Source organism: Parapedobacter sp. (assembly GCF_035556095.1).
In the GTDB taxonomy this organism is placed as follows: domain Bacteria; phylum Bacteroidota; class Bacteroidia; order Sphingobacteriales; family Sphingobacteriaceae; genus Parapedobacter.
On the sequence record NZ_DATMFT010000024.1, the window covers coordinates 1 to 25383 of the forward strand.

Annotated in this window: 19 protein-coding genes; 1 reads left to right on the plus strand and 18 read right to left on the minus strand. The window is 48.0% G+C overall.

The genetic code is table 11. From position 1 onward, the window contains the following. From VNQ80_RS15220 to VNQ80_RS15295, 16 genes are all read right to left on the minus strand, one after another. The coding region (locus VNQ80_RS15220) for a hypothetical protein (protein ID WP_325640158.1) at positions 1–1623 on the minus strand (1623 nt) is incomplete at its 3' end. Positions 1624–1955: 332 nt separating this feature from the next. Further along, positions 1956–2603, minus strand: a complete 648-nt coding sequence (locus tag VNQ80_RS15225; protein WP_325640160.1) for a response regulator transcription factor — start codon at positions 2601–2603, stop codon at positions 1956–1958. Positions 2604–2792: 189 nt separating this feature from the next. After that, positions 2793–3485, minus strand: a complete 693-nt coding sequence (locus VNQ80_RS15230; protein WP_325640162.1) for a type 1 glutamine amidotransferase — start codon at positions 3483–3485, stop codon at positions 2793–2795. 27 nt (positions 3486–3512) lie between these two features. Beyond that, the gene (locus VNQ80_RS15235) at positions 3513–3782 is read right to left on the minus strand and encodes a hypothetical protein (RefSeq protein ID WP_325640164.1); all 270 of its coding nucleotides are present in this window, start codon (positions 3780–3782) and stop codon (positions 3513–3515) included. Between the two features lie 68 nt (positions 3783–3850). Continuing rightward, positions 3851–4420: a gluconate 2-dehydrogenase subunit 3 family protein gene (locus VNQ80_RS15240; protein WP_325640166.1), complete on the minus strand. Its 570-nt coding sequence runs from the start codon at positions 4418–4420 to the stop codon at positions 3851–3853. A 43-nt stretch (positions 4421–4463) separates the two neighbouring features. Next, on the minus strand, positions 4464–6143 hold the full coding sequence (locus VNQ80_RS15245; RefSeq protein WP_325640168.1) for a GMC family oxidoreductase: 1680 nt from the start codon (positions 6141–6143) through the stop codon (positions 4464–4466). Positions 6144–6405: 262 nt separating this feature from the next. Beyond that, entirely contained in the window at positions 6406–7656 is a 1251-nt protein-coding gene (locus tag VNQ80_RS15250; protein WP_325640171.1) for a nucleoside permease, read from the minus strand. A 19-nt stretch (positions 7657–7675) separates the two neighbouring features. Further along, positions 7676–8599 (minus strand): hydroxypyruvate isomerase family protein, encoded by a 924-nt coding sequence (locus tag VNQ80_RS15255; RefSeq protein ID WP_325640173.1) that lies wholly within the window; start codon positions 8597–8599, stop codon positions 7676–7678. Positions 8600–8613: 14 nt separating this feature from the next. Beyond that, positions 8614–9645 (minus strand): FAD:protein FMN transferase, encoded by a 1032-nt coding sequence (locus tag VNQ80_RS15260; protein ID WP_325640175.1) that lies wholly within the window; start codon positions 9643–9645, stop codon positions 8614–8616. Further along, positions 9645–10964: a Gfo/Idh/MocA family oxidoreductase gene (locus tag VNQ80_RS15265; RefSeq protein ID WP_325640177.1), complete on the minus strand. Its 1320-nt coding sequence runs from the start codon at positions 10962–10964 to the stop codon at positions 9645–9647. The genes VNQ80_RS15260 and VNQ80_RS15265 overlap by 1 nt, the downstream gene beginning before the upstream one ends. Positions 10965–11014: 50 nt before the next feature. Further along, a complete protein-coding gene (locus VNQ80_RS15270) occupies positions 11015–11977 on the minus strand; it encodes a formylglycine-generating enzyme family protein (RefSeq protein ID WP_325640179.1) in 963 nt (320 codons plus the stop codon). A gap of 209 nt (positions 11978–12186) precedes the next feature. Next, positions 12187–13560 (minus strand): tryptophanase, encoded by a 1374-nt coding sequence (locus VNQ80_RS15275; protein ID WP_325640181.1) that lies wholly within the window; start codon positions 13558–13560, stop codon positions 12187–12189. Positions 13561–13695: 135 nt separating this feature from the next. After that, positions 13696–16572, minus strand: a complete 2877-nt coding sequence (gene infB, locus VNQ80_RS15280) for a translation initiation factor IF-2 (protein WP_325640183.1) — start codon at positions 16570–16572, stop codon at positions 13696–13698. Between the two features lie 109 nt (positions 16573–16681). Beyond that, positions 16682–17920, minus strand: coding sequence for a transcription termination factor NusA (gene nusA / locus VNQ80_RS15285; protein WP_325640185.1), 1239 nt, complete (start codon positions 17918–17920; stop codon positions 16682–16684). A gap of 1 nt (position 17921) precedes the next feature. Beyond that, positions 17922–18392 (minus strand): ribosome assembly cofactor RimP, encoded by a 471-nt coding sequence (gene rimP, locus VNQ80_RS15290; RefSeq protein ID WP_325640187.1) that lies wholly within the window; start codon positions 18390–18392, stop codon positions 17922–17924. A 115-nt stretch (positions 18393–18507) separates the two neighbouring features. Then, complete coding sequence (locus VNQ80_RS15295; protein ID WP_325640191.1) at positions 18508–19281, minus strand: LexA family transcriptional regulator; 774 nt, start codon at positions 19279–19281, stop codon at positions 18508–18510. Between the two features lie 111 nt (positions 19282–19392). Between VNQ80_RS15295 and VNQ80_RS15300 the strand changes: the two genes are divergently transcribed. After that, positions 19393–19749 (plus strand): GIY-YIG nuclease family protein, encoded by a 357-nt coding sequence (locus tag VNQ80_RS15300; protein WP_325640193.1) that lies wholly within the window; start codon positions 19393–19395, stop codon positions 19747–19749. Here VNQ80_RS15300 and VNQ80_RS15305 read toward each other — a convergent pair. After that, complete coding sequence (locus VNQ80_RS15305) at positions 19727–22846, minus strand: tolB protein precursor (protein WP_325640195.1); 3120 nt, start codon at positions 22844–22846, stop codon at positions 19727–19729. The genes VNQ80_RS15300 and VNQ80_RS15305 overlap by 23 nt on opposite strands. 74 nt (positions 22847–22920) lie before the next feature. Continuing rightward, positions 22921–25368 (minus strand): penicillin-binding protein 1A, encoded by a 2448-nt coding sequence (locus VNQ80_RS15310; protein ID WP_325640197.1) that lies wholly within the window; start codon positions 25366–25368, stop codon positions 22921–22923. Positions 25369–25383: the final 15 nt, after the last annotated feature.

The window sequence follows — 25383 nt, forward strand, 5'->3', positions numbered from 1 at the left end:
ATCGGCGCCGGAAAGCGAAACCGTGCCAGCCGCATCCGCCCAGTAGCTCAGCGATCCGCCGTGGAGCTCGGAACCCGAAGTGACAGCCGATGCCGTCAGATCGACAGAACCGGGCGCGCAGACAACAGTGGGATTCGTGATGGTAAGCACGGGCAGTGGATTGACCGTAACTTCAAAAACATCAGAAGCACCGGCTCCCGGACATCCATCTACACCACCAACATATGCAGTAACCCGATAGTATGTCGTCCGCGCCAACGCGCCGGAATTCAAGGTAGCGCCCGATGCTCCGGCAACTACCTCCCACGTCGTTTGGTCGATCGATTTTTCCCATACATAGGTATAGTTCGGATTATCACCGACACTTCCCGACACAGCCGTGGTCAATTCAACGACGTCATTCACACAAATCATTGAACTGCCGCCTTCTACCGATAGTTCGGGCAGATGATTGTCTAGCTGTAATAAAATCGGCTCCGAAACAGCACGGCATTTTTCCTCATTAAGCGTACCGAGGTCTCCAGCAACGACTACGCGATATTCGTAATTGTTGTAGGCAGCACCATCGTCCACGATAAAATGGACTTCACCAATTCCTGTACTCGTTTCATATTCATCCTCTTCACCTACTTTCTCCCATGCTCCGGTTGAACCTGCTGCACGACGTTGCAAGATGAAGTGATTCAAGGGATAAGCTTCGCTGGCTTGGGTCACTTTTGCGGTAAAAGTCACGTTGTCGTCCGAACATACTGGCATTTGGGGACTTACGACAAATTCCAAGCCCGGTCCCATCGGTCGGAAGCCGATATCGTCGATCGCGATGTCGTTGCCTTGTTGTTCATTTATTGCATTTGAAATACGAAGACGTATCTTATCTATCGAATGAGGCATCACAAACTCTGCCTTTTGTTCGCGCCATTCATTTACAGGATAGTTCGACTCACTGACATGGTCTAATAGACTAATGCCCAAAGATCCATTCGACTCTACACTGAACACCTCGAATCGTACACGAGGTTGGATACTCCCTTCAGTATTAACATCTTTAATCCAGGCCGAGAACTCGAACTTGGTACCTGCGCACAACCCCTCTATATCTCTTTCAAAATAAAGACCCGTCGTGGAGTAAGCGTCGACCAAAAGCATATACCCCAACTCACCATCATTCGGTGTGTGATCTAGTCCAACATGAAAATAGCTGTCTCGATATCCGCGCGAATTGGTCACAACGGAATAAGATCCAACTTGGCCGTTGTCCCTATATTGCGGTCCCCAATTGTTTTGATGCAGAAGTCTGTCATTAGGTGTCCCTCCTGGTACCTGATACTGATCAGGTGGGTTGGAAGGGATGTAAAAAAGCAAACTATTGATGTAAGGTAACGGCTGTGTCTTAAAATAAACATCAATCCCCGTATTTAAATCACTATTGATATAATTCCTACTCGCCGGATGGAATTCATGTAAACTCGGGTCGCTCGGATCGGCTTGGCCGAAAGTCTCCAAAAAAATGAAATCACCATAACCGGATGTTTGAGCGAAGCCATACATTCCGCCAAACAACGTTAGTAGTAAAACAAAAAGTGCTGTCTTCTTGAAAATGCCAAGTAAAAGTCTGCTATTCATAATAGTACATTGAAATCAAGCCAGAGAAAACTTCTGATAGGTAGTGAGCGTTCCGAATAACCCTTTCATTTTTTGGTGACCGATGATACATCGGACTTGCCGTTGCTTGGTTAAACCCCAAATTCATGTTCAAATTGTAAATTAATAGATGTAATTAACTTGCTTTTCCAAGGTCACCGACCTTGGTCTGGCATACAAAGAGAACGAATTGTTGCGCAGTCACCAATCCGGTGTACACAAACGACATGAAAATGTATGTGAACGGAGTTTTGTGTAGCAATTGTGCTACAAGAAGCTTGAAACGGGGAATAAGATGGAAAATGCTTAAAACGTTACTTATAGATTTCCCAAACCGCAATTAGGTCTGACAGGGTTTTTACACCGACCTTCTGAAATATCCGTTTTTTATAGGTACTAATGGTTGTTTCCTTTAGGTTCGTCAATTTGCCGATTTGCGACAACGACGTCCCTTTAACAAGCAAATCGGCAATTTGGCACTCCCGTGACGATAGGCGATGAGCCATCTCTGGCATGGTGGCTTGTTGTCGAGAGGCAGGTTCCCCCTTATCTCGCTCACCGTAGAAGACTCCCCCACTTAACGCAGTCTCAATAGCAAGCACGATGTCGTCTACATCAGCGTTCTTTGCTAAAAATCCATTGGTCCCGAAAGCCAGGTATTTTGGGCCATACACCGCTTCATCCAACTCCGAGAAAATCAATATCCGGGTCAATGGGCTAACCGATTTGATATGCTGCACCGCACCCAGCAGGTGGGTATTATCCGCAATCTCAGCGTCGAGTACCACTAAATCATAATTTTTCTTTGGCAAATCACTAAGTGTCTCCTGGAAATTCTGGGCTTCGCCAATAGCGGACATCGGAAAATGCTGTTTCACCAGCCATTTCATCGCAACGCCCACTACCTCGTGACAATAGGTCAAGAATATATTGTGCTTAACGTTTGCTAAGTTACTTCCCATGCTGCAAATAGTAGGTACGTTCCCTGTTTGTTTAATCCTTATGGGGATCAAAGGTAATTGGTCAAACAGGTAATCGAAAATCAATGCATGTAAACGGCAGAAAAATGTGTACGAACGACAACGTGCGCTGCGTCGTCACATAGCATTCAACACAGTGGAATGAATTGTGCTTTTTGGAAAACCGTAAAATCAATGGAAAAAATGGGCTAGCAGGCTGTCACACAATTGCCTGCTTTCAACTAGTGCCGCGTCATTTATCAGCGCGGTCTCCGGCTGTACGAAATTGCCCGGCACAATGTCGGCGCGCGCATTTTCTAACAATACTTGAATGTCATCATGTGTCATTTCGACATGGAATTGCAAAGCTAGCACTTGATCGCCGATAGCAAAAGCTTGGTTTTTGTTGGCTTCCGATGATGCCAAGTTGATGGCGCCGTAGGGTATCTCAAATTTGTCGGCATGCCAGTGGAATACCGTCGGATTCTCGGAAAAAAGTTCAAAAAACCAGGGTAGCACTTTTGATTCTTCGGTGGCGTTCACCGGAAACCACCCTATTTCTTTATTCGGCGCTGGCTTTACGGCCGCCCCGATCACATTAGCCAGCAACTGGGCTCCCAAGCAAATCCCGAGGAGTTTCTTCCCCGAATCGATTGCCGCTTTAATAAATTGCTTTTCTTCTTCCAACCAGCTGTATTTCGCCTCATCGAACACACTCATCGGACCGCCCAGAACAATCAAGGCATCAATTTCGTCCAAATTCGGTAACTGCCATGATTCATCGAAAAAGCGAGTGGGAGAAAGCTGATGGCGCTGTTCTTCTGCCCATACCTGAATATGGCCTAACCCCTCGTAAGGTACGTGTTGGAAATAATGTATGTTCATGTGTTCATGTCAACGCGACCGTCTCGCTCAGTAATCGATATCTAAGAGGCTACCCAAAGGCAACACGACACCGTTCTTAATCTGCAACGCGTCATCCGTGAGTGTCCACACGGTCGTTTCCACGCGCTTAGGACCGTCAACCGTTTGAAATGTAATCGTCGCCTTGGATTTAAACTCATTGCCTAAACGCAAAGCACCCCGCAATTTCTGGCGTAATTCCGATACATGATCCTCCGATGCACGCGCCAATGTATACTTCGGGATATCCTCTTTAGGTATTAACTCAACCGTTGCCATATTGTTCATTTGAATAGAACAATACTACGCAAATTCGCCCGAAATCACAATAATTCGATAAAAAAACACTATGTTGCCCACGCTTTATCGCCTTTTTTGTAGGGATAGTCTCCATCGTATCTACCAGGAACCTGGACATACCGCAGTGCCTTTGTGGCACCCAATTCGGAGGTAAAAAAGCCAAGTAACGTAAGTTGCTTGAACAGGTGGAAATAATGGTTGGGATCCTCTCCAGTTTTATTTCGCTGGTGATCTTTAGCTTGCTTATCGATTGCCGCCAACAACTCGGTACGTTCATTGGGATCAAGTTCCTGGAATTTACGCCCAAATTTTTCCTTGGCAGCATCTTCCAACTTTACAAGCCCATCTACAAACGTTTTTTGGTCATCCTGGGCATAACAATCTTTCACCATTACCGGGATAAATGCGCCCACACCGGCTTCTTTTGCACCGGGGCTGCTTGTGGGAGGTAAAATAGTATCTGCGATATCACCGAGGAGGTCAACTGTACCCGGTTCAAAAAGGCTCTCTACATTCTTGGCCGCCTCCCGGGTGCATCCTTCCAAAAATAGATTGGCACCCACAACCGCACCTCCCATTATCCAGGCAACCCGCGCCAATGCTTCTCTTCTATTCATTGCTATTTCTTTTAAGGTTAACATTTTGCAGTACCTGCGTGTTTCACAGGTTGCCCTTTTTCATTTCCGATGTGGCAAAATCAACCGCACGGGCGGTCAACGCCATGTAGGTAAGTGAAGGATTCACACACGCTCCAGAAGTCATGCACGCACCATCGGTAACAAATACATTCAGCGCATCCCAGACTTGGTTGTTTCCATTCAGCACCGACGTTTTCGGATCCCTTCCCATCCGTGCCGTACCCATTTCATGGATACCTTGACCGAAACCGTATCCGTTATCGTATGTATAGACATCTTTCACACCCGCCGCCTCAAGCATTTCCTGGCAATCTTCCATCATGTCCTTACGCATCTTCAGTTCGTTTTCTTTGATTTCCATATCCATGGCCAATACAGGTAGTCCCCACTTATCTTTCACGTCTTTGTCAAGGAATATCCTATTTTCATGGTACGGCAGTATTTCACCGAACGCGGTAAAACCTACGGACCACGATCCAGGCTCACACATGGCGTCCTTCCATTCCCCACCAATGCTCATCTCGGCTATTTCGCCGCTCCAGCGGCCCCGGCTCGCCGATCCTTGGTAGCCAAACCCGCGCACGTAATCCCGCTTGTCATTACCCACGTTCCGATAACGCGGGATATACAGTCCGTTAGCCCGGCGCCCGAAGTAGTATTTGTCCTCATACCCTTCAACCCTTCCGCCAGCACCGCAACGAAAATGATGGTCCATGGCGTTATGGCCAAGCTCACCGCTGCTGCTACCTAATCCACCTTCCCACACATCGGTTGCTGAGTTCATCAAAACCCACGTTGAATTAAAGGCTGAAGCGCATACGAACACAACTTTTGCAAAATACTCATAGGTCTGGTTCGTCTCTGCGTCCAATATCTCCACGCCTTTTGCCCGCTTGGTATCCTTATCATAGAGGATACGCGTCACGATGGAAAACGGGCGCAACGTAAGGTTGCCTGTGGCGACTGCCGGCGGCAAGGTAGATGACTGCGTGCTGAAGTATGCCCCGAAATTACAGCCTAGCCAGCACTGGTTCTGGTATTGGCAATTCATACGGCCTTCATGAGGTTTGGTCAGATTAGCTACCCGTCCCATGATGAAATGCCGTTTGCCGTTATAGTGCGACTTGATGCGGGCAGCCAGATCTTTTTCGACAACATTCATTTCCATGGGCGGAAGAAAATCACCGTCCGGCAATATATCCAGTCCATCCTTGTTGCCGCTGATGCCAGCCCATTTCTCAGCATAGCTGTACCAAGGCGCGATATCCTTATACCGGATTGGCCAATCCACCCCATGCCCGTCCGTCAGATTCGCCTCGAAATCGAGGTCGCTGTGCCGATAGCTTTGGCGCCCCCACATCAACGAGCGCCCCCCTACATGGTAACCGCGGTACCAATCGAAACGCTTTACTTCTACGTAAGGGCTCTCCTTTTCATCCACCCAAAAATCAAGATTTTTCTCGTTCAACGGATAATCCCTACTTAATACAGGGTAATCTTCGATCATCTGTTGCGTACGGCCGCCACGATGGGGGAATTCCCATGGGTGCTTGGTCGCTGCCGGGTAGTCCTTCACATGCTCCACATTGCGGCCACGCTCCAACATAATGGTCTTGAGGCCCTTTTGGGTTAGTTCTTTCGCAGCCCAGCCACCGCTGACCCCTGATCCGATCACGATCGCATCATATACATTATCTGCCATAGCTTGTTATCGTGTTGTTTAGTTATATTACTCTAGTTTGCTTAGTTATTTAAAGGTACTACTAATGACGGCATTTTTCGTCTTTTTGTTTCATTTTTTATCCGAATAAATTGTTTTTAAAGGACGATGAAGCTTGCATGAGCTATTTTATGCATATCCTTTTTTGAGCGGCAGCTCATGCAGGTTTCATTTGCTGATGAGCGCTCGATGTAAATAATTATTGCCCTGGGTGTCCATATCATTTATATCTCGGTTTCAAAATTTATGGCGTCACCACGGGCTGTTCAGCAACCGATGCTTTCTCATCCTTAAAAAAGACAGCAAATAAAAATAACACCACTGCGGCAATTCCCGCTGGTACGAGCCAAATATTTTGCCATAGCGGGTCGCCCGTTGGGTTTTCCTTGTAGTATTCACTGATAAATCCAGCTACCCAAAAGCCGATTAACTGCCCCACACCATATGTCGCCAACGTAATCAGTCCCTGGGCTGAGCTTTTATACTTATGTCCTGCTTTCGCATCGGTATAAATCTGACCGGAAACAAAGAAGAAATCATAGCATATACCATGCAACGCGATGCCAATAATCAGCATGTAGGCCAGCTCACCAGCGTTGCCATACGCAAATAGTAAGTAGCGAATCGCCCACGCCAGCATACCCAGCATGATGGTGTTCTTGAACCCGATGCGGACAAACAACACTGGCAACAACAACAGAAAAAATGCTTCCGACACCTGACCGATGGCCATTTTGCCCGTCGGGTTTGGTAAGCCAGTTTCCGATAAGAATAAATTCGCATTCTGGTAATAAAAGGCAAGGGGTATACAAATCAATACCGAAGCGATGAAGAATACGAGGTAATTACGATTACCCAATAGTTTGATCGCATCCAACCCCAATACTTCCGAAAGTGTACGCTGCTGTTCACCCGATCTTCCAACGGGGGGTGTCTTTGGCAACGTAAAGCTGAATACCCCCAGTACCAGTGAGGCAACACTGGCCATCAGGAACGTATTCCTTAGCAGCCCTTCCTGGATTCCGCCCTCGGAATCCCAACCAAGGAAGCTTATGGTGAGCCCCGCAACAATCCAGCCGATGGTACCCCAAACGCGAATGCCGGAAAATGATTTTTCGGGATTGGCCAATTGTCTGAATGAAACGGAATTGACAAGCGCCAGTGTAGGCATGTAGGCAATCATGTAGGCAAACACATACGGATAGAATTGACCAACACTCGCAGCGCTATACATTTGATACATCAATATCGCTCCCAGCAAATGCAGTACGCCAAGAATACGCTCGGCATTGAAATACCTATCCGCAATCAAACCGATGATAAAAGGTGCAATAATCGCTCCCCACGATTGGGTAGAAAACACATTGGCTATCTCATATCCCGATGCGTCCAAATTTTGCGGCAGGAAATTGCCCAACGTAACAAACCATGCTCCCCAGATGAAAAACTCGAGGAACATCATGAAAGAAAGCTTGATTCTTGTAACTAAAGCCATCTCATTGGCCGTTTACCTCTTAACTCAGAAAATTATCCACCTCGCGGTAGGCTGCCATCAATTTTACTTCACCTTCCTTGCCTCCTTCTGATTTGCCGTGTTCCATGCCCACGACGCCACGATATCCTTTATCATAAATGTATTTGAAAACATTTTTGTAGTTGATTTCGCCGGTGGTTGGCTCTCTTCTTCCGGGATTATCGCCCACTTGAATATAGGCAATTTCTTCCCAACAACGCTCCATGCTCGCTATCAGATCACCTTCGTTCCGCTGCATGTGGTAGATGTCGTAGAGTATTTTGCACGACGGGCTATTCACTCCTTTACAAATGAGATACGTCTGTGCCGAATTACGCAGAAAAAGATTCGGTGTATCGCTTAATGGCTCCAGTACCATCGTGATACCATGGGGTTCGAGTATTTCCGCACCCCGCCGCAACGCTTCGATAACGTTCGCCGTTTGGATGTCTAGAGGCAGATTTCGCGCAAAATCACCCGGCACTACCGTGGTAAACTTACCACCACATCGCTTTGCGAGTTCTACGGCCTGCCGGCAGCCTTTCAGAAAAACATCGACATATTCCTGGTTGCCCGCGGCTAATGTATTCGCCCCGTTCCCCCCTTTGTCCAGTACAAACACCCCCATGGTCATGCCTAGCTTGGCGAGGAGACTGCCTATACGTTCCTGCTCATCTACCGACCGGCCTGAGAAACCGTTATCTTCGATGCTACGGAACCCATGGTCGTAAGCAAACTGAATCTGATCGAGCATGTCTTTGCCCGCATGGTTCTCAAATTGACCTTGGTGGGGTCCGTAGTTGAGATTAAATGGCCCTGTCTGTTGAGGCTTGGTGTTTACGTTAGAAAAGGCTGGTGATAAGCCACCGCCGATTACAGCTCCCGTTGCCAGCAGCGAGTTCCTTACAAATTGACTTCTCTTCATGTTGTTAGTTATTGCTAATTATCTTTGGCTATTAATTGACTAAACCCAAAACTCATGGTATCCCGTACCGACCCATGCTCATTCTTATAGATAATAAATACCTCCATTCCCTTAAACCGGTTTACGAACGTTATGGCATCTGCTACAGACATTGCCATAATCACGTTATCATATCCATCTGCCGTCATCGCATCTTTACTATAAACCGTTGCGCTTATGATGCCAGTGGCAAATGGATACCCCGTTTTTGGGTTTATGTGATGGGATACACGTCTATCTCCATCCTGCAAGAATTTTCTATAACTGCCCGCCGTTGTTATTGCACCTTCTTGTATCTCCACCACATGGTCAATCACGGTGCCTTCTCCTTCCGGTTGTACGGGGCGTTCAATCCCTACACGGAAAGGCGTGCCGTCTGGTTTCGGTCCTCGCACACGCAGTTCCCCGCCCAACTCCACAAGGTAACACGTAATGCCGTGGGTTTCCAAATGATCGGCCAATACATCCACGCTATACCCCTGGGCAATTCCGTTCATGTCCAGTTTCACACATGGCTGTTTTTTTATCAATCGCCGCCCCCTGAGTTTGACCTTTTCCATACCTACACAATCCATCACTTCGTTTACGGCAGCGCTGTCGGGCAAATGATCCTGCGTTTCCACCCCGAATCCCCAAAGCTGCACCAGCGGTGCCACAGTTATATCGAACAGGCCATCGCTGTGTCGATATATTTCAAATGACCGCCGAAGCACCCGATAAAAATGCTCGTCTGTTATCGGTAATGTTCCCTCGGCATCATTTACTTTATTAATCAACGAGTAGGGTTTATACAGCGACATCGAGCTATCAATCACCGACAAAACGCTATCAATGGATGCCTTTGAAACCACCTGTTCGCTGGCGTAATAGGTAACCGCATACGTAGTACCCTGGGCATAGCCAGTCAATTGGTAACGCTTTAAAGCGGAATCACCAGCACCACCTGTTGATACAAACCAACAGGTGATGATAGCAGACAATACACCCCTACCTTTCAGACCCGACACTACAACACCGCGGTTTGCCCGGGTATTGCGTACGGATACAAGCCATTTTCATCGGGAAGTACTTTCGGCAATGCATCCCAAGCAAGCCGCTCAGGCATCAAACTAACGTTGGATTTCAACGCATCGTCCCATTTAATCACTTGGCCCGAGTAAGTGGCTAGCCTGCCGATAATACCGGTAAGCGTACTGTGCGCACCGTATTCGGCGTCTTCAAACTTGTACTCTCCCTTGGCAATTGCATCAAACAATTCCACATGTTCATGCTGATACGGATTTGCGTTACCTTGTTTGGGATGCGTGTACAACTTGTTACCTTTGTGGTCCCACAAAATGCCGTCATTTGATGCCGATAGGTATACCCTACCTTTGGTGCCCTGAAAGGTTTCATCCACGCGGTTAGATGTTCCTTCAAAATGCCGGCATTGGCTATAAATCACCGACCCGTCTGCATAGGTTAATTCCACTGCGTGGTTGTCATAAATCTCACCGTGTTCTTTGCCGGTACGCCAGGCGCGGCTACCGGTACCTTGAATCGACACCGGATGGCCTCCTTTCACCCAGTTGGCTACATCAATCTGATGAACATGTTGCTCTACAATGTGATCGCCACAAAGCCAGTTGAAATAGTACCAATTACGCATCTGGTATTCCATTTCCGTTTGCTCGGGCGTGCGTGCGCGCACCCATACACCGCCACTGTTCCAGTACACCTGTCCTGACACGATATCACCGATTGCTCCGTCCTGGATCCGTTTTATAGTTTCCCTGTAAACGGCTTGGTAACGCCGTTGAAGGCCTACGACCACATTCAGCTTCTTCTTTTTAGCCTCTTCGGCAGCAGCGAGCACTTTTCGGATACCGGGAACATCTACTGCAACCGGTTTTTCCATAAAGACGTGTTTTCCCTGGCGCACAGCTTCTTCGAAATGGATGGGCCTGAAACCAGGCGAAGTAGCCAATAGGACAACATCAGCCAGTGGAATGGCCTGCTTATAAGCATCAAATCCTACAAATTTACGGTCTTCTGGCACGTCGAGCTTATCCGAATGACGTGCCGATAATTTACCATATGCGTCATCCAACGGGTCGCGGAAAGCATCTGCCATCGCTACAATCTTGATATTCGCGCCAGACGCTATCGCATCAAACGCAGCGCCAGTGCCGCGCCCGCCACATCCTATTAGGGCCACCTTGATGGTGTCGTCTACACTTGCATGCACACCGGTAAATGGCGCGCCACTTAACATTGCTCCACCTGCCAACAGGGCTGATGTTTTCAAAAATTCCCGGCGTTGCCCGCCCAAACTTGTTTTATCCATCTGTTTTAGTTTATCTAAATGGTTAATAAAAAAATATGGTTACGTGAAAATCAATAATCTTCTATCGGCAGTCGATCGAAGTAGGCCATAATTTCCGCCTCAGAGGGTGGGTTCAAGGGCCTAACCAATCGCAAGCCGATAAAAGGAGCCTCGGGAAACCACCAGTTGCTTTTCGGAATCTGGGGATCAAGTTGTTTCCAGGAAGGATCTGAGGGTGTACGCGACGCGGAGCGCAAATGTTGCTCATCATCCATAAACGAGCCACCTCGGATGCTGTGTGGGTACAGTTTCTCCGGTATCGCCACAGGATTGTCGGCGGTGATGCCTTTAAACTGTTGATAGAAGTCAGCAATGTATTGGTCGTATGTCCACTCCGCTACATTTCCATGCATATCATAAAGCCCCCATGCATTGGGTTTTTTCTGGCCCACGGCGTGTGTTTTGCTTTCGCTATTAGCTGCGTACCATGCATAATCATCCAACTCGGACACTTTATCCCCGAAATGATAGGAAGTGGTACTTCCTGCACGGCAAGCGTATTCCCATTCAGCTTCCGTAGGCAACCGGTAAAAAACACCCGTATGTACATACAACCATTTACAAAACTGAATCGCGTTGTAATGGGTCATAGCCAAGGCGGGATGCCCATCCTTGCCCATACCAAAGGTCATATCCAAATAAGGTTTGGTCGGTCTGGTCACCGCATCCACTTCAGGTGCCACTTTCCCGCCACTACGTGTCATTTCGAGGTCTTTGTAAACAAATGGTTCGTATATATCCCAAGTTACCTCATACGTCCCCATCCAAAAGGGTGCTATCTTTACTTGATGTACAGGCTGCTCATCAGGGTTACCATCCGAGCTTCCCATCGCAAACTCCCCAGCCGGTATCGGCTGCATGGTGAAACTGAGTGTCGTACCCTCAATCTGCTGCGTATAGGGTTTGAAATCTTCTTGAGCTACGGCAAAATTGAGCAAAAATATGCTCGAAAAAAAAATTGGTTTAACAGTCATTTCAACTATAATCAAAAAAAATGGTGGCTGAATTTACTTCCTTTTTACGTAAATCCAAAAATTCGGTGATTAATTTCGTTCATCACCGCTGTCCCTTAGTCACTCGTTCTTGATGTCATAAGGCTAAAACCCACCGTTTTAGTGTATCATTTACACTACGGCAACGCTTTTGAACATGTGGAAAACTTTTTATTCAATCGTATTCGATGTCATATAATGGGCTCAAACCTAGCGGTAAAATGTCGGAGCATCGGCGGTTCATATGTGAGTCTGTACCCTCGGAACTTCCGTCTTTTTTTATAGACTTCGGCAATGACTTCAGCGACGTAATCGATGTGACTTTGGGTATACACCCTTCGGGGTATAGCTAGCCGTACAAGCTCCATGGGCGGCGACAGGAGGTTTCCATCCGCTGCATATTTGCCGAACATCACGGAGCCAATTTCTACACCTCGTATTCCTCCCTCTAAGTACAGCGAATTGCAGAGTGCCTGGCCAGGGTATTGATGCACGGGTATATGGTCCATGAAGCGACCGGCGTTCAGGTACAGGGCATGGCCTCCGGTTGGTTTTACATAGGGAATACCGAAGGTATCGAGCTTCTCACCGATATATTGGATGCTTCTTATCCGATACCTCAAATATTGTTCGTCCATCACCTCACGCAACCCGATGGCAATCGCCTCCAAGTCGCGACCGGCAAGCCCCCCATAAGTAGGGAAACCCTCAGTGATAATCAGTAGATTCCGGCACTTTTCGGCTAATTGCTCATCCCACACGGCCAGGAATCCACCAATATTGGCAAACGCATCTTTCTTTGCGCTCATCATACAGCCATCTGCATAGGAGAACATTTCTCGTGCTATTTGGAACACACTTTTCATTCCATACCCTCGTTCCCTCTGCTTAATGAAATAGGCATTTTCAGCGAATCGACAGGCATCGATAAATAGCGGTATCCGACAAGCCCTGCAAATCGACGATACCTCTTTTATATTGGCCATGCTCACTGGCTGACCTCCGCCCGAATTGTTGGTGACCGTTAATATGACCAGCGACACACGCGCGGCGCCGTGCTGCTCAACGAATGTTTGCAGTGCGGCGGCATCCATATTGCCCTTAAAGGGTGCCGGGGCGTCCGGGTCGTTACTTTCCGCACATCGAAGGTCTATACCCTCTGCTCCGGAAAATTCCACATTGGCGCGGGTCGTGTCAAACAGCGTATTACTTAATACATATTTGCCATCGCCCCCGGTTATGGAAAATAAGATTCGCTCAGACGCTCTTCCTTGGTGCGTGGGAATGATAAATGGCATGCCGGTAATTTCGTTAACGACCTTCTCGAAACGAAAAAAACTATCACTGCCAGCGTAGCTTTCGTCCCCGCGCATCACTCCTGCCCATTGCTCACCACTCATGGCACTCGTGCCGCTATCTGTCAGCAAGTCGATAATGACATCCCGGGCCTTGATTAAAAACGGATTATAATATGCGTGCTTTAAAATATCGGTACGTTCATTCCGAGAAGAAAAGTAAATCGGCTCAACCGATTTGATCCGAAAAGGTTCAATTATTGTGTTCATGGAACAAAATCATTAAATGTTTATATCCGTAGTTGATTAACAAAAGGCGCAGCCCGGTTAGGAAAAACCGGGCTGCAATCTTTAGTACCTCATTACGACGGCCATTTAATGATATTCGTCCACATGGGGAGATTGTTAAAGCTTGCGTTTCACTTCCACCTGTTCATAGGCCTCAATGATATCGCCCACTTTGATATCATTGAAATTCTGGATATTTAAACCACACTCATAACCTGCAGCTACCTCTTTGACATCATCTTTGAAGCGCTTGAGCGACGCAAGATGCCCTGAGTATACGACCACGCCGTCGCGGATAATCCGGATGCTGTGGTTTCGATTGATTTTGCCATCAAGCACCATACAGCCAGCAATTGTACCGACCTTACTGATTTTGAAGGTCTCACGGATTTCCACATTAGCAACGATCTTCTCTTCAAATTTCGGTTCCAACATGCCTTCCATTGCGGCCTTGACCTCTTCGATCGCATCGTATATAATCGAATACAAACGGATATCGATCTGCTCCTGTTCAGCGAGCTTACGCGCCCCTGTTGACGGCCTCACTTGGAAGCCGATGATAATCGCATCGGATGCTGACGCAAGCAGCACGTCCGACTCCGATATCTGGCCAACCGACTTATGGATAACGTTAACCTGTATTTCTTCTGTTGACAACTTCAGCAATGAGTCGGACAATGCTTCGATAGAACCGTCGACATCACCTTTGACAATGATATTCAGTTCTTTGAAATTCCCTATAGCCAGTCGCCTACCGATTTCGTCGAGCGTAATGTGCTTTTGCGTACGTAGTCCCTGTTCACGTTGCAACTGCAGTCGTTTGTTGGCTACTTGGCGAGCGTCGGACTCGCTTTCCATTTCATAAAATTTATCTCCCGCTGTAGGTGCGCCAGACATACCCAGCATCTGCACGGGCGTTGATGGCCCCGCTTCGGTTACGCGCTGCCCCCGCTCATTGTAAAGGGCTTTCACCTTACCGCTGTGGGAACCTGCCAATATCGGTGCACCTACGCGGAGTACACCCGCCTGTATGAGTACCGTTGTAACTATACCCCGGCCTTTATCAAGGCTCGCTTCGATTACGGAGCCCACTGCACGTTTCTTGGGATCGGCTTTCAGGTCTAGTAGCTCGGCTTCGAGCAATACCTTGTCAAGCAACAAATCCACGTTCTGCCCGGTCTTACCAGATATTTCTTGACATTGGTATTTACCCCCCCAGTCTTCGACTAAAATGTTCATCGTGGAGAGCTGTTCACGGATCCTATCGGTATTTGCACCGGGCTTGTCAATTTTCGTGAACGCAAATACGATTGGTACGCCTGCCGCTTGGGCGTGGTTAATGGCCTCCTTGGTCTGCGGCATCACACTGTCATCCGCTGCAATCACGATAATCGCAATATCGGTTACCTGTGCTCCCCGCGCACGCATGGCAGTAAATGCCTCGTGGCCCGGCGTATCTAGAAATGTCAATTTACGGCCGTCGTCAAGCGTCACCTCATAGGCGCCTATGTGTTGGGTTATTCCCCCTGCTTCGCCCCCTATTACGTTGGTTTTTCGCACATAGTCAAGCAGCGATGTCTTACCATGATCCACGTGGCCCATAACCGTAACAATCGGTGCTCGCGGCACCAAACTTTCCGGGTTGTCAGGTTCTTCAAGCTCCGTATTTTCTTCATCTTCTGGCTTCACGAACTCAATTTCGTAGCCGAACTCATCAGCTACGATGGCAATTGTTTCTGCGTCCAAGCGTTGGTTTATGGAAACAAATAGGCCCAAGCTCATGCATGTGGCAATAATCTGCGTCACTTGTACACCCATCATATTTGCCAGGTCGTTGGCTGTCACAAACTCGGTAACCTTCAACACCTTAGACATCATCTCCTGTTCCAGCGCGGCTTCTTCCGCCGAATGGGCGATGTCATCCCGTTTTTGGCGACGGAGTTTTGCACGCTGGGCAAACTTACTGGACTTGCCAGCACCACTCAGACGCGCTAGTGTGGCTTTAATTTGGTCTTGGATTTCCTTTTCTGACGGTTCCTCCCGGTTTTCAGCGCCCTGGCGAGGCTTACCTCTGAAATCTGGCCGTCCTTTCCCTCCACCTTGCTGACCCGCGCCCGCAGTATGTGTTCCCGGGCGTTGCGTCGGTTTATCTTTACGTTTACGTTTACGTTTCTGGTCGTGAGCTCCCGCTCCTGCCGCACTAGACGAGGCTACCGGCTTATCCTTCGGCTGGTGCTTAGGTAAATCAATGCGCCCAACAACGTTAGGTCCCGTTAGTCGCTGGGCGCGAGCCCGGATGACTTCACTTTGGGGTTGGGGTTTGGGAGCTTCTACTTTCGCAGCCTCGGGTTGCGCCGGTTGTTGCGGCACAGGAACTACAGGCGCTTCTTCAACGGGCTTCACTACCGGCTTATCCTCTTCCGGTTGTTCAACCGGTTTGTCGATAGCCACCGGTTCCACCACCGCTTCCTGAGGCACTGATTCATCAACGTCTTGTTTCGGTTCTTCTTCTTTGACAGTTTTCGGCTGGGCCTTGCCCCCTTTCCTCAGGTTCGACAAATCAATTTTGCCAACAATCTTCATTCCTGTGTGATGGGGTTCTTCATTGGCCACGGTCGGTTCAACAGGCTTTTCCTGTTCTTTATCCGGAGTGGGGGCTTCAACCTCCTGCCGCTCTTCCGGTATAAACGAACCTGTATTCTTAATCAAAATTTCCTCGGCTTCGCTTTCCCGTTTCGGTTTGGGCACAACCGTTTCAACGGGCGACTCTTCGCGGCGAATTTTGCCAATGATAATTTGGTTGGCCTCCTCCTTCACAATCTTGTCACCCTGAAACTCCCTTAACAGCACATCGTAGGTCTCGCTGTCCAGCTTGGTTGCTGGCTTGGGTTCGACTTCATAACCACTTTTGGCTAAAAAATCCACAGCGGTACCTATACCAATGTTCAGTTCTTTTGCTGCTTTCAGCAATGTTATGCGCTTACCTTCTGACATCTAATTTATTTACCTCTCGTTTTTGTGCTATACAAAAGTATACTTTTTTAAGCGTTTATTGGCAATGAATTAAAAAAGCGTGGCCCCCAATGCGGACGCTCTGCCCACGCTATTCAAACTCGGCTTCCAACACGTGTATGATTTCGTTGATGGTGTTTTCCTCCAAATCGGTACGCCTTACCAAGTCATCAACCGAAAGTGCCAGCACTGATTTCGCCGTATCCAGTCCCACGCGCTTCAGTTCGTCGATAATCCATCCGTCAATTTCATCAGCGAATTCTTCGATATCGACATCTTCTTCCACTTCCTCCGCCTCGCGATACACATCTATTTCATAGCCGGTAAGTTTGCCCGCAAGCTTGATGTTATGCCCACCACGCCCGATAGCCAAGGATACTTGGTCTGATTTGAGGTACACTGCCGCCGTCATGCGCTCATCATCCAGCTTAATCGATCCAATACGTGCCGGGCTCAATGCCCGCTGTATGTACAACTGCGTGTTGTTGGTATAATTGATTACGTCGATATTTTCATTTCTGAGTTCACGCACAATACCATGTATACGCGAGCCTTTCATCCCCACGCAGGCCCCTACTGGGTCAATCCGGTCATCGTAAGATTCCACAGCGACCTTCGCACGCTCACCTGGCTCACGCACAATTTTCTTAATGGTGATCAAACCGTCAAATATCTCCGGAACCTCCAATTCGAAAAGACGCTGCAAAAATGCGGGTGCGGTACGCGAAATGATGATACGGGGGTTGGCGTTGGCCATCTCTACCTTATCCACAACGGCCCGGATCGTATCACCTTTCTTAAAGTAGTCCGCCGGGATCTGCTCGGTTTTCGGCAAAATCAACTCGTTACCCTCGTCATCGAGCACCAATGTTTCCTTTTTCCATATTTGGTACACCTCGCCGGTAATTAGCTCCCCTTCCCTATCCTTGTACTTTTTAAATACTTCGTCTTTCTCCAGTTCCAATATTTTTGAAACCAATGTCTGCCGAGCAGCCAAAATAGCCCGACGGCCGAAACTTTCCAGCGTAATCTCCTCAATATAATCATCGCCTACCTCCAAATCCGGGTCATATTTCCTGGCCTCGGCAAGCTCGATTTCCAAGTCGTCGTCTTCGGAAAACTCATCTTCCACGACTACGCGGGTACGCCAAATCTCCAAGTCACCATTATCTGGGTTGACGATCACATCGCAGTTCTCGTCCGTACCGTATTTCCTGCGAATCATGCTACGAAAAACTTCCTCCAGCACACTGATGACCGTAGGCCGATCGATGTTTTTGAACTCTTTAAATTCCTGAAAAGAGTCAATGAGATTGATACTATTGCTCATTTTATTTAAATGAAATTAACACCTTTATTGTTGTGATGTTTTCGAGGGCTATGGTTTGCTGTTGCTCAACAGCTTTTCTTCCCTTCTCCTTTATTGTTTCAACGATGGTAATCGCGTTGTCTGCCACTTCCAGTAATTTGCCCGTTTTGGTTACACCATCCTGCAGCGATACCTGTATCTTTCGGCCAATGTTTTTGCGATATTGCCTCACCATACTCAACGGCCGCTCGATGCCTGGTGACGACACCTCCAATCGGTAGGCATGGGAAATTGCATCGTTTTCTTCCAACTGAAACCCCACGTATCGGCTTATTGCCGCACAATCTTGGATACTGATGCCCTGATCGCCATCAACGAGCACTTCCAATGTGCCGTTTGAATGCATTTTCACGCCTACTAGAAAGAGGTCGCCCCTGTCGGCAATCTTCTCCTCAACCAACGCACTAACTTTGTCTTCTATTGAATGTGCCACGCGCTTACAAACTACTAACCATGAAAAAAGGGGACTACAGCTGTCCCCTCTTTCTCAAGATGATGCAAAGATAAATAAAATCTTTAAAATTCAAAAATCCCGCACCATTCGTTTTTCACCTTTTTTCCACTACCGTGCTGATGGTTTTTTGCATCTGGGTCATCATCGCTGTCAATGTTTCCATGGTGGGTTCGGGGGCAGGCTCAGGCAACTGCGTACTGATATACGCTTTTGCCTTCCATATCTCCAAAATATCATCGGCGGCAACCCAATACGGCTCATAGCTCTTGTTGTCCGACACCAGCTTCAGTCCTTTCTCTTCCTTGTACTTAAAAGCAATCCGCTTGTAAACCACCCCCTCATCTCTCGAGATAACCACATACGTTTGGCCGGGTTTAATTTCGCTCCAATTTTCCACATACTCGGCAATAACCACACTACCCGGTTGCAACGGCAGCATCGAGTCACCCTTGATCTCGAAAGCCCTATAAGTGCCCTGCCTGAACATCGGCAAGCTGAATTTCGGCAATTCTGCAATGTACTCCGGATCTGCATAACCATTCAGATACCCTGCACTGGCCTTTACTGGGACCAGTTCAATATTTTCCTTGTCGTCGCCATCCACGGTTATACTGAGCACGCGCACACTGGCGGCGTTGCCCCGCGCCGTGGGTTTCCACTTGTCGTTGATTTCGTCATTGGCCAACTCATCCATTGTCAAATTGTAAAAGTCAGCAATTTTCTTTAGCAACTCATACTTAGGTTCGGCGCGCTTCTCTTCGTAAGCACCCACGGATGCCCGTTTTATACCCATCTCATCTGCAAATTGCTGCTGGGTAAGCCGCTTTTTCTTACGGAGATATTTAAGATTGTTAGCAATGTTAGCCATAAAAGTAAAAATAAATTTGCATTCACTAAATTAATTAGTATTATTGTGCCAATAAAGTTAGTAACTTTTCGCGAAACGCAGAAATTAAAGTACGAATAATTTTTCCACAGTATGAATAACTACATCTATATCCTGACCGATAGCAACCGCAACTGCCTTCATGTGGGGATGACGGACGACCTCCAAAAGGCAGCGAACACGTACCGCGAGCTTACCTCACTTTTCTTCGACTCCTATTCTAACGTATCCCGGTTGGTCTATCATGAAAGCTTTACCGACAATGCAGATGCGTTGCGCAGATTCACGGAGTTGAGCCATTATACACGCATGCAGAAAGAGCGTTTAATACGGAGGTATAATCCAAATTGGCTGGATTTGGGCGTTCCACACGCGAAAACGAGCCTAACGCCCCCCAATTGGTCAGATCGGAGGGAATTATCGGCTTTTACCAGCCGGGCGCGAAGTTGAGGCCAAACGTGCCGAATTGCACATCGGACCGTTGGAACGGAAATGCATAATAAGGCTCCAGAATCATCGCGCCGAAAAGATTTACCCGCAACGAAACGCCTGCGCTCAGCGCGGGGATTCGTTCGTAAGTTTCGATAGCCGGCAAACTGGGGTCATTCGGATTCGGTTGAGAATCAATGAGCCGAGGGGTACTCCGGAACGCGACCTTCGAATCACTATCCCAGGCCAAACCGGCATCGAAAAACAGGTTCAAATCGGAGAACAACATACCGGAACGGATAACCGCCAGCTTTTCGGGTCCCGTAAACGGTAGCCGTAATTCGAGGTTTACCACTGCGATCCGCGTACCCATTAGGCTATTGAAATTGAAGCTTCCGGTACTGTTTCGGAACGAGGAGCTCTCATATCCCCGTATCAAATGCGGGTAACCCAAAAACAGTGGATACAATGCATTTTCATGTTGGCCCGCACGCATATAAGTATATGCCCTAGCCGCTACAGTTACTGGTTTATACCGATTATACTTACGCAAATCAAAGGTATAAGCGGTGAAGTTGTAATCACCGAAATACTGTTCTGCACCTACGCGGTAGCGGTAGCCCTGCAACGGCGCCGCAATACCGAAAACCGCATTATCACCAACAAAGGATGTGTTTACCTGTTGAATGGTGAATGCATTAAAACTCCCTCCAAACACTTGGCTTGCCTCTTCAGTCGATATCTTATCACGGCCTCCATAACCGTAATAATAACTCTGCCACCACCTGTCCACACGATAGCTATAGCGGGCAATCGCCCCGCCTACCTCAAAACGGTGATTCCGTGAAAAGGGATAGGCCCCGAACGCTTCAGCCTGCTGTTGGAATGTGCGGATGATATAGGTGTCCAGAATCGGCTCATCGCCGCTGCCCACATCCCTGACATCATACATCGAAAAGCCCGACATATACGGAATATGCGATATGGCGCCCCCCCAGTTAATCCGGCTTTTCTGATTAATATAGGCTACTTGCCCTCCAAAATCATAGATTTCACCGTTTATGGATAATGCAGCAAAAATTTGATTATGGCCTAGGATATCAGAAAACATCCCCTGAATACCACTAGCTATACCCGCTCCATAGCGGCTACCTACGGCCAATCCCATCCCACTGTTTGCCAAATAATCCAACTTAAAGTTGGGTTTATAAGACACCGATGCAATCTGGTTGCTATCGATGCGCTGGAACAAATTAAAGTTATTCAGGTTCGCATTTACCACGTCCACACCCAAGTTTTCCGGCGGCGGTAACATCGCTGCATCAAAATTAACCACATAGGGGTCTACCTCCACCGGCTCGAAATCACTTATTTTGGCGTTATATACGCTATACTCATTGCGCCGGTAGTAAGAATACACCACGTCATCGTTCGCCGAAAGACTCAATGCAGGTGAATATTCCGTAATCCCGCTGATTCCGGTGAAATATTGCGTCATCCGCTCAACTTTACCCCCTGCCATCGCATAACGATACATGTTCCGGAACCCATCACCATTAGAGAGAAAGTATATATGGCTATCGTCCGTCGAAAACTGCGGATTAAGATTGTTCGCACCCTGGAATACGTTCAGATTGGTAATTTCTCCCGTAGAAATGTCCAATACCGCTATATTCATGGGAATATCCACACTACGGGAATCCGATTGAAGTGACACACGGTCTGTGCTGAATACCACCAAACGCCCATCGTGCGAAAAGCTGGGCTGAAAATCGGAATACCAATCGTCGGTAAGTTGTGTCAGCGCTTTCGTCTTGAGGTTATATAGGTATATATCGCTATAGCCATTCTTCAGGCCCGAAAATGCCACGGTTTCTCCATCTGGTGCCCACGTGATGTTAGCAAACTCCGAGATGTCGCCCATAGCCTCCACCAAAAGTGTTTTTCCATTGGAAACATCAACGACCATCAGTTTACTCTTCCCCTTGCTGAAAATGCTGAATGCGAACTTCCGGCTATCCGGTGAGAATGCACCAGCCGACTCAAGGAAGCTGAATTCATCAATATCTGAATTGGTTAGCTTACTGGAAAGCTTCCGGATCACCTCGCCGGTTTGTGCATCGGCCAGAAACAAATCGATGCTAAACAGGTCTCTTTCCGAAAGGAAAGCCACGTATTTACCATCCGGCGAAATCGCCGGCGACACATTCATCCGACCGGAATTCGTACTATTAATAATAGAACGACCCACTGGTGCGTTTGCGGTGTCTACCGGTAGGTTGCGGTAGGCATTGATCATGCTATTCTTCCATAGATTGGAAAGCGTCTGCGAATCATAGCCGAATACGCGCCTAATACCCATTTCATAGCCATACATTGCCGTCGCCTTGAATAATGGCATAATTACCGTATCGCCGTACGTGGATCCGATGTACGACCAGAACGCTTGTCCGAAACGGTAAGGGAAATACCTGTTCATGTTTTCGGTCATGGCCCGCAACGACGGGATATCATTATTAAGGTAGGCATCACGCATCCACATGGCCGTAAACGCATCTTTCTTGCCAATAGAAAAATATTCAGCCATCCCCTCTACCATCCACAATGGAATATTACCGATGTTTTCCAGCCGAGTAGAGTCGCCACCTTCCATCAGCACCCGGTACTGGAAAGCGTGAACCAATTCGTGACCGAGCACGTGCCTCGTTTGATGGTTGATCTGCATCACCGGCATTACCACGCGGGTTTTGAACGCTTCCGTAACACCTCCGGTTCCCACACCTATTTCTCCCTGCACCGTGGTAGTTTGCTGAAATTCGGGATGGTTAGCGTATAAAATTATCGGGTTCTTACGCAGAAATGTATCGCGGAAGACCTGTTGATGCAATTCGTACCATACTTCACTTTCCTTGGCCAGCCATCTAACCAACGTATCGTTTTCCAAGTAGTAGTGCAGGTTAAAGTGCGGGGTCTCATATACACTGAAATTAAGCGATTTATACCGCATCTTATTCTGCCCGAAATACTGCCCCTGCACATCTATGGCAATCGTGAGAAACAGCAATATAGGAAGCGTATTTAACAACGCGTGCCTGAAAAATCGATTAAGGTACGTCATGGAAAAACGGGTGTTTGAATATAATGTCAAATTAGAACGAATATCGGTGAAAAAGTTTAATTATCTGCAACATATTATTTTTTTGAAGGATATCGTATACGGATCCTATTATGCGATTGTTGCTCATCCAAAAGTGCCTGCCGATCGACATCTTCCTGCTCTTCAACTCCAGGGTTTTCGATGTCAATTTTCTGCTCTAGTTCTTCCAAATCTATCGGAATTTCCGGAAAGGTATCCGGCAGTTCGAGCGGCGCAATGCTATCGATCCGTGTGCTATCGGGCCGGGTAATCCGCGGGCTCGGACAATTGTATTTTCGGTTGATTGCCACACCGGGCTCTGGGAACGGGCCGTAACTGTACGGGAGTGAATCGTCGAGGTAGAGCCGTTCCATAAACTTACCGAATACAGGCAATGCGGTCCGCGATCCCTCGCCCGTTTGCGAATTCCTGAAATGGATGCTACGCTCGTCGCATCCTATCCACACGCCCGTAACGAGATCTTTTGTAACGCCCATATACCAGCCATCCACATAGTCTGACGACGTACCGGTCTTTCCGCCAATCTGGTTGTTGTTTCGCCACAAGTCCCATTCCCACAACGCTTGCGAGGTCCCTTCGGGTTCTTCCATCGTGCCCCGTAGCATGTACCCCATCAGCCAAGCCACCTCTTCACTGATTACCCGGGTGGCCGTGGTTTTGAATGTGGCTATCGTATTGCCGTGGAAATCCACAATTTCAGCCACCAAAATCGGCTCCACCTTCTCCCCTTTATTTATAAAGGTTGCATAGGCATTGACCATCTCAAACACGCTCACGTCGTTCGAACCAAGGCTCACTGACGGCACAGAGGCGAGCGGACTGGTAATACCACAACGATGGGCAGCATCCACTACCTTATCCCACCCTATTTCCTCCGTAATCTGGGCGGTGATTGAGTTGACCGACCGTCCCATCGCCCAACGCAACGACATCTCGCGGCCACTGAAAACCCAGTCGGCATTCTTCGGCTCCCATACCTTGTCTTCGCCGTTTTCGACGTAGTTAATGCGAACGAATTTGTCGGTGTATTTGTCGCAGGGCGACATACCTGCTTCCAACGCCGCCAGGTAGGCAAATGGTTTGAACGTAGAACCCGCCTGTCGCTTCGACTGGAACACGTGGTCGTACTTATAATACTGATGGTTAATACCGCCTACCCACGCCTTGATTTCGCCGTTATAGGGATCCATGGTCATCAATCCGGCATTAAGCATCATGGCATAATGTGCCAATGAATCCATACTGGAATATTGCACTTCTTTGGGTCCATCCCATGTAAACACCTCCATCGTTTTGGGCAAATTGAGGTAGTGGAATATGCTGTCTTTATTGCCAGCGTATTTTTCGTCCAATTGTGCATAATAGGTAGTTCCCTTGGCCAGTCCTTCCAAAAACTCATCAATGACCTCTCCGTCTGCGTCGCGCCAAGGAATTTCACCACGCCAAGCATTTTCAAGGCGCTGTTGCAGTATACCCATCTGGTTGGCCACCGCTTCCTCCGCGTGGCGCTGCACGCGCGAGTTGATAGTAGTATAGATTTTTAATCCATCCACGTAGATATCGTAACCCTTTTCTGCGCACCAATCCTCCAGCCATCGTTCCACTGCCGTACGGAGGTACGAATCGCCGCTTCCCAGTTCTTCTGTTTCACCCAAGCGCAAGTCTAGCGGCTCCGCTTTTGCCGCCTCATAAGCCACTTCAGTCAGCATTCCGGCTTTATACATCTGCCCCAATACCACATTTCTCCGTTCCAAGGAGCGTTCTGGGTTACGTACTGGATTATAACGTGTTGTTCCCTTCAACATCCCTATGAGCACCGCGGCTTCCGTGGCGGTCAATTCAGACGCTTCCTTATTGAAGTAACGCCTTGCCACCGTCTTAATGCCATAAGCATTGTTACTGAATGACACGGTATTGAGGTACAGTGCAAGAATTTCTTTCTTATCATAATTGTTTTCGAGCTTATAGGCAGTAAGCCATTCCCTGAGCTTGAACACCAGCACGCCCACACCCGGCACATTGCCCAGCAGCCCGGTTGATTGGCTGTAACGGGTGCGGTACATGTTTTTGGCCAGCTGCTGTGTGATGGTACTGCCACCTCGCGGATCGCCCTGTATGGCCGACGCGATACTCGATAAAATAGCCAGGTAGTCGACACCGTTGTGCTTGAAAAAACGGATGTCTTCCGTTGCCACCAACGCGTTCACCACGTCGACAGAAATACGATCGTAAGGCACTGGCGAGCGGTCCTCTTTAAAATACCGGCCAATAAGCACACTGTCGGCGGTGTACACCTCAGAGGCTATGTTTTGAATGGGCTTGCGGATATCTTTTGCTGTTGGCGAATAACCAAACAGCCACAGGAAATTCACTTCCACCATACACACCAGCAAAATAATCATGTAGATGCCGATGACGATATAACGTATGTAGCGGTTCCGTATCTCCTTAAACATTGGGTAAAGATGACGATTTGTTTTCATAATGCATACGGTAAT